The sequence below is a fragment of the Paraburkholderia ferrariae NBRC 106233 genome, assembly GCF_000685035.1.
In the GTDB taxonomy this organism is placed as follows: Bacteria; Pseudomonadota; Gammaproteobacteria; order Burkholderiales; family Burkholderiaceae; genus Paraburkholderia; species Paraburkholderia ferrariae.
The window spans coordinates 185,195-191,561 of record NZ_BAYB01000021.1 but is presented as its reverse complement, the minus strand read 5'-3'; the positions used below and the strand labels follow the sequence as shown (position 1 = coordinate 191,561).

Annotated in this window: 7 protein-coding genes; all 7 read right to left on the bottom strand. The window is 67.9% G+C overall.

The annotated features are described in order from the left end of the window. Positions 1–63: 63 nt before the first annotated feature. The 7 genes from BFE01S_RS22150 to BFE01S_RS44495 all read right to left on the bottom strand — a co-directional run bounded on the left by BFE01S_RS22150 (position 64) and on the right by BFE01S_RS44495 (position 6,282). Positions 64–1,368: a solute carrier family 23 protein gene (locus BFE01S_RS22150; protein WP_028227381.1), complete on the bottom strand. Its 1,305-nt coding sequence runs from the start codon at positions 1,366–1,368 to the stop codon at positions 64–66. Positions 1,369–1,749: 381 nt separating this feature from the next. Continuing rightward, positions 1,750–2,358 (bottom strand): DUF2239 family protein, encoded by a 609-nt coding sequence (locus BFE01S_RS22145; protein WP_156967117.1) that lies wholly within the window; start codon positions 2,356–2,358, stop codon positions 1,750–1,752. A gap of 83 nt (positions 2,359–2,441) precedes the next feature. Then, positions 2,442–3,947: a sensor domain-containing diguanylate cyclase gene (locus tag BFE01S_RS39675; protein ID WP_042338215.1), complete on the bottom strand. Its 1,506-nt coding sequence runs from the start codon at positions 3,945–3,947 to the stop codon at positions 2,442–2,444. A gap of 181 nt (positions 3,948–4,128) precedes the next feature. Then, positions 4,129–4,950 carry an HvfC/BufC N-terminal domain-containing protein gene (locus tag BFE01S_RS22135; protein ID WP_028227379.1) on the bottom strand — a complete coding sequence of 274 codons (822 nt, stop codon included), beginning with the start codon at positions 4,948–4,950 and terminating at the stop codon, positions 4,129–4,131. Further along, positions 4,947–5,852: an MNIO family bufferin maturase gene (gene bufB, locus BFE01S_RS39670; protein ID WP_084170098.1), complete on the bottom strand. Its 906-nt coding sequence runs from the start codon at positions 5,850–5,852 to the stop codon at positions 4,947–4,949. Before bufB ends, BFE01S_RS22135 begins: the two co-directional genes overlap by 4 nt. Beyond that, positions 5,849–6,097 (bottom strand): BufA1 family periplasmic bufferin-type metallophore, encoded by a 249-nt coding sequence (locus BFE01S_RS22125; protein ID WP_028227378.1) that lies wholly within the window; start codon positions 6,095–6,097, stop codon positions 5,849–5,851. Before BFE01S_RS22125 ends, bufB begins: the two co-directional genes overlap by 4 nt. Further along, entirely contained in the window at positions 6,094–6,282 is a 189-nt protein-coding gene (locus tag BFE01S_RS44495; RefSeq protein ID WP_156967116.1) for a hypothetical protein, read from the bottom strand. Before BFE01S_RS44495 ends, BFE01S_RS22125 begins: the two co-directional genes overlap by 4 nt. Between the last annotated feature and the right edge of the window lie 85 nt (positions 6,283–6,367).

Sequence of the window (6,367 nt, the reverse complement as noted above, 5' to 3'; positions counted from 1 at the left end):
GCGAAAACAAGAAACCCCAAAACCGCCAAGCCACCCAAGCACAGGAAACGTCAAACCACGCGCTTAGAGAGCAGCCTGCTGCGCAGGCTTACGCCGCAAAAGCGCATAGAGAATGATGGCGCCGAACGTCGCCGTCCCGATCCCCCCGAGCCCAAACCCACCCAGCTTGAGAGAAAAATCCCCGGCCCCCAGCACGAGTGTGACCGCCGCGACGATCAGATTGCGGTTATCGGAGAAGTCCACCTTGTTGACGACCCAGATGCGCGCGCCGGTCACGGCAATCAGGCCGAACACGACAATCGACACGCCCCCTAGCACGGGCCCCGGAATCGTCTGGATCACGGCGCCGAACTTCGGCGAAAAGCCGAGCGCGACGGCAATGAGCGCAGCCACCGCGAAAACGAGCGTCGAGTAGATCTTCGTGACGGCCATCACGCCGATGTTCTCCGCGTAGGTCGTGACCCCCGTGCCGCCCGCAAAACCCGAAACGATGGTGGCCAGACCGTCACCGACAAACGCGCGGCCGATATAGCGGTCGAGGTTGGTGCCCGTCATCGCGGAAACGGCCTTGATGTGCCCCAGGTTCTCGGCCACGAGGATCACGGCAACCGGCACGAGCAGCGTCATCGCATGCAGGTCGAACACGGGCGCGCCGAACTTCGGCAGCCCGAACCAGGCGGCGTTGGCAACGACCGAGAAGTCGATCGGCTTGCCGAGCCCCATGCCGTTCGTGACGATCGCGTAGATCACGTAAGCGATCAGCAGTCCGACAAGAATCAGGAGGCGTTGCAGCATGCCGCGCGTGAAGACCGCCACCGCGCCCACGCAGAGCACGGTGACGAGCGCCATCCACGAATCGAACTGCGAGCCGCTCACGCCCTTCACCGCGATGGGCGCAAGATTCAGCCCGATCACGCAGACGATCGCGCCCGTGACGACGGGCGGCATGAGCGTTTCGATCCATTTCGTGCCGACCGCCGCGACGATCAGGCCGATCACCGCGTAGGCCACCCCGCACGCAATGATGCCGCCGAGCGCAACCGGAATGTTCGGATTCGGTCCATGGCCGCTGTAGCCGGTAATGGCGATCACGAGCCCGATGAACGCGAAGCTCGAACCGACATAGCTCGGCACGCGCCCGCCCACCACCACGAAGAACAGCAGCGTGCCGACGCCCGACATGAAGATGCACAGGTTCGGATCGAAGCCCATGAGAAGCGGGGCAAGCACGGTCGAGCCGAACATGGCGACCACGTGCTGCACGCCCATGGCGAGCATTTGCGGCCAGGGCAGGCGCTCGTCGGGCGCGATGACGCTTTTCGTGCCGCTCGTCTGCAGGCGCCAGCGGGGAAAGTAAGAATCGGACATCGGGGAGGTTCCTCTTGTCGGCGTGGCCGGCTTCTGGCCGGTTTCTGATCGGTTTCTGGTTATCGGGTCCGCCGGAGGGCGCGCGAGAGCGTGCGCGCGGCCGCCGGACACCCTTCATGGAAATCAGGCGCGAGTGTACGGAGCCGCAAACCGCCTGGCAAGCTGCGGCGAACGCGCACGGCGCGAGGATTTGCGTCGAAAAATCTGATCTGTCTTATGTCGGCTCGACAGCCGCGCCGATAGACTCTTGCTCGCTGCGTGCCCCATAGCAGTCACGTAGCTGTTCAAAGCTCTCCGTCTTCCCGCTCACGCCTTACGGCCTGAGCGGGTTTTTTTCGCCCGCGTTTTTCCCTGCTCGCAGCCGCCACGCCGCGTCGCGTTTCAGGCGAACGCACCTTCCACCAGGGCTCGCGCATAATCGCGCACGTCGTCCGGCCATGCGCCGCTTGCGGCTGCGAAGCCCGCGCGGTCGCCCGCGTAGAGCGCGCGCAAGGCGTCTTCGTACCCGCGCAGGTCGCCCGCCAGCGCCGTCATGAAGCGATGCCCCGCCTCCTGCGCCGCGCGCACGCGGTCCTTCACCTCGCCGGCGTGACGCGCGGCATCCACGAGCCGCCGCAGCACTACCGACGCGCCACCCGGCTGCGCCGCCAGCCAGTCCCAGTGGCGCGGCAGAAGCGTGACCTCACGCGCCACCACGCCGAGCTTCGGGCGGCCACGGCCGCGCGGGGGTGCGGTTGACGCCTGCTCCTCCGGGCCCCCTGCGTCGGGTTCAGCTTCGGCTTCGGCGTAGCGCGCCGCCACGTCCTCGGCCGTACCGCGCAGATCGAACTCCAGCTGGCGCGCCTCGCGGTCGTCGAACACGAGGATCGAGGTGTTTTCGCCCTGCTCCAGCGCCGCCTTCACCGCCCGCGCCACCTCCGCCCGCGTGCCGCGCGCAAGGCGCCGCGTGCCCGCGAAGGCCGTACAAATTGAGATCGCCGCCATGTGCATCCTTTCTTCGTAGCTTCGATGCGGCGAATTTTACCCGGGTTAAATATGCGGCGCAATATTACCCGGATTAAATTTATGCGAATTCAGCCCGCCACACCCGCGCCATGCGCGTTATTCGTGAGGTCGGGCTGCCAGGCCATCACGCGATTGCGGCCCGCGCCCTTAGCGGCGTAGAGCGCGTCGTCGGCGGCCTGGGTGAGCGCCCGCCACGAGCCGAAGCTGCCATCGGACGTGCTCGCCACGCCCACGCTCACGGTCAGCACGCCGATGGGGCTGCCCTCGTGCGGCATCGCCAGCGCCTCCACGGCCGCGCGCATCTGCTCCGCCACCACGCGCGCCTGGGCTTCGTCGGTGTCGGGCAGCATCAGCACGAACTCCTCGCCACCGTAACGCGCTGCACAGTCGCCCACGCGCCGCGCATGGGCGCCCACGGCATGCGCGACCGACGCCAGCGCCCCGTCCCCGGCGGGGTGGCCGTAGCGGTCGTTGTAGAGCTTGAAGCGGTCCACGTCGAGCATCATCAGCGCAAGCGGATTGCCCGTGCGGCGCGCACGCTGCCATTCGCTGTTGGCGCGCGCCTCGAACGCGCGGCGGTTGGCGAGCGACGTGAGCGGATCCGTGCCGGCCTGCTCGCGCAGTTCCTGCTCCAGCTCGCCGCGCCGGCGCAACTGCCGCGTGAAGAGCACCCCGAGCGCGATCAGCGCGACGTCCAGCACGCCTGTCAGCCCGCCGATGATCCACGCGCGAATGCGCCACTCCCGATAGATGTCGTGCGCCCCCAGGGCGACGCCGAACACCAGCGGATACCCCTGCACGCGGCGAAACGCGAACCAGCGCCGCACGCCGTCCACCGGGCCGTTGGCGAAGAAGCCGCCCGAGGCGTCGCGGCCGAAGCGCTGGAAGGGAACGGTGGCCGATTGGTCGCTGCCGATCAGCGACTCCACATAGGGCCGCTGCATGAGCAGCGTGCCGTCGGCCAGCGTGAGCGACAGCGCGCCTTCGGTGCCGAGATCGACGCCGCTGAAAAGCTGCCGGAAGTAGTCGAGCCGCATGGTCCCCACCACGATGCCGGCGAACGAACCGTCGGGACTCGACAGGCGCCGGCTCAGGCCGATGCTCGCCTCCTGCGGCCCCACCCGCGGCATGAACGGGCGGCTGATGTAGAGGCCCACGTGCGCCGCGTCGCGCTGGGCGAGGAAGTAGTCGCGGTCGGCCAGATTGACCTTGCGCGGCGGGATGGAGCGCGAATCGTAGACGACATTGCCCGCCGCATCGGTCACGAGGATCACACCGAGGTCTCTGGCCGTGGCCGAGCGGTCGAACATCACGTTCTGGTGGATATCGGCGGGCAGCGCGGCGAGGCGCGGGTCTTCGAGGGCGTCGATCACCGCCTGCAGCGAAAGGTCGTACACCTCCAGGTTGCGCGCCGTGTCGCGCTCGAAGAGCAGCGCCATGTTGTACGAAGCGGCACGCGCGGAGGCGAGCGCATCGTGGCGCATCTCCGACATGACCCAGGCCGCGATGAGCGTCACGAAGGCCGAGAGCACGATGGCGACGACGAGCACGAGGTACGGACGGCGAGTCAACATGGTGTGGCGGACCTTGCTGGCTGGAACGGGCGGTGATGGCGTCTGCGCGGCGGGAACGGGAGCGGCTGGGCCGGGCTTGAGTGTAACCCGTGGGGCAGCACGCACGGCGGTATCGTAGCGCGGGCCGGCGGGCGTCCGCCATGCGGGCTAATTCGGGTTCAGGCGCGCGGATGCAGGCGCTTTAGCCGTCGCGCAAACCGACGATCGCGCCGCACTCGATCCACGTGCGCCATTGGCCCGCGAAATCGAAAGCGGGATCGGTGGCGAAGGCGGCATCCAGCGCTTCGTCGAGCGTCGCGCCGCGCTGGATCGACGCAAACGCCATGTGCGCCGCTTCCGTGTGCGTGAGGAGTGTCGCGTGCCATTGCGGACGCACGACGAGGCACCAGGACGGCGTATCGACTCGCGCGGGCCAGGCGCCGCCGCCAGCGTCGGGCGCGGAGCGAGGTTGATGCGCGCGCCAGATCGCCTCCACCGCATACGGCGACGCCCATGCGGTACACGCGGGATGCACCCGCAGGCGAGCGCACGCAAGACGCTCCGCGCCCAGCGCGCTCCATTGCTGCACGGTGAGCGGCGTGACATTCGCCGCAAAGGCCGCGACGTGCAGCGCCCATTCCAGCCGCGCGACGTCGCCGAAGCAGGCGTAGCGCGGATCGGCTTCGTAACGCTCCACGAAAGCGGGCAGCGCCGCGCCGAAGCGGTTCAGATCGGCGTCGCGCGTGGGATGCGCGCGCGCATAGGCGAGAGCCAGCGCGTCGAACCAGGCATCGCCGCCCAGTGCCGCCAGCACGGGGTAAGCGCTCGACAACGCATTGCGCCGCGCCGCCCGCACGTTGCCGCGGTACAGGCCGATGCGGGCGTGCAGGCGCTCCTCCGGCGGTTCCGCCCGAGCATCGTTGTGCCGAAGCGGAGGCTGGAGCCAGGCGCCGAGTGCGGCGTCCGCGGCCGGGTTGTCGAGTGCTGCGGCGAAGGCCTGTTGCAGCGTTTCCAGTTGCGTCATCCGGCGGCCTCTGTCGCGGCGCCGCGGCGCTTCGCCAGTTGCGCCATACGCTCGCGCGCGAGCCGCGCTTCGTCGATCAGCACCTCGACCGGCGGCACGCCCGTGTCCCACTCGATCAGCGTGGGCACTGCGCCGAAGCGCTGCAAAGCGGCCTCGTACAGCAACCACACTGCCGGCGCGACACGCGAGCCATGATCGTCGATCACGGCGACAGACGTCACGCGATGCCCCGCAAGATGAATCTCGCCCACGACCCCGGGCGGCAGCGCCTGCATGGCGGCGAGCGCATCCTCGCCGTGATTGCACTGGTTGACGTAGAGGTTGTTCACGTCCAGCAGCACGCCGCAACCGGTGCGGCGCGCCAGTTCGGCAAGGAACGCGGCCTCGCTCAGCGTGTCGCCGCCGAACCGTACGTAGGCCGAAACATTTTCGATCAGCACCGTGCGGCCCAGCCCATCCTGCATCTGCGCAACACGCGCGCACAGATGATCGAGCGACGCCTCGCTCAACGGCATCGGCAAGAGATCGTGCCACGCGTGGCCAGGCGTCGCGCCCCAGCACACATGCTCGGAGACCACAGCGGGCTCGACGCGCTCGCAAAGACGCTTCAGGCGCCCAAGATGGGCCGTATCGAGCGGCCCCGCCGACCCGAGCCCAAGCCCCACGCCGTGCAGGCTCACCGGCAGATCGCGCCGCACGGTTTCCAGCACGTGCAGGTCGTAGCCGCCATCGCCGAAGTAGTTCTCGCTATGCACTTCGACCCAGTCCACGCCGACCGGCTTCGCTGACATGAACACGCCGTAGTGCGCATGACGCAGGCCGACGCCTGTGCCCGCAGGCGCACGCGCGGCCCCCCGCTCTTTCACCACGGCACTCGCCGCGCCGCGGTCTGCCGCGTTCATTTTTCCGGCGTGCCGCCGAGCTGCTCGCAGGTGCCCTGGGGCACGGTCTTGAAGTCGCCCTTGTCGTGATCGACCTTCGCCTGACCCGCGCAGTCGTGCACGCCCGTCTTGCTCGCGCAGTCGTTCTGCCCGGCCTTCGCCACGCCGTAGCAATTCACCTGCTCGTCCGCGTGCGCGACGCTCGCGGCGGCAAGCCCCGCCAGCGCGGCGGCGATCAGTGCCTGACGGCCAAGACTGTTCTTCATGGGAAAGCTCCTCGAGTCGGAATCGACGTGTTTTGCATGGGCATTATTTTGCCCCCGAAGTTGCCCTTGAGGTTGCCCTTGAGGTTGCCACTGAAGTCGCCCTTGAAGTTGCCACTGAAGGCGCGGCGCGAATCGGCGGCACGAAACCGGCCGCCTTTCGGTGCGGCACCGGATATGCCGACCATTATCTCAAATCGGGTAACGATGTTTGCCGCATTACGCTATTTTTCTTTGGAGCACTGCGCAATAAAGTTCAGTCAACGGTTCGAA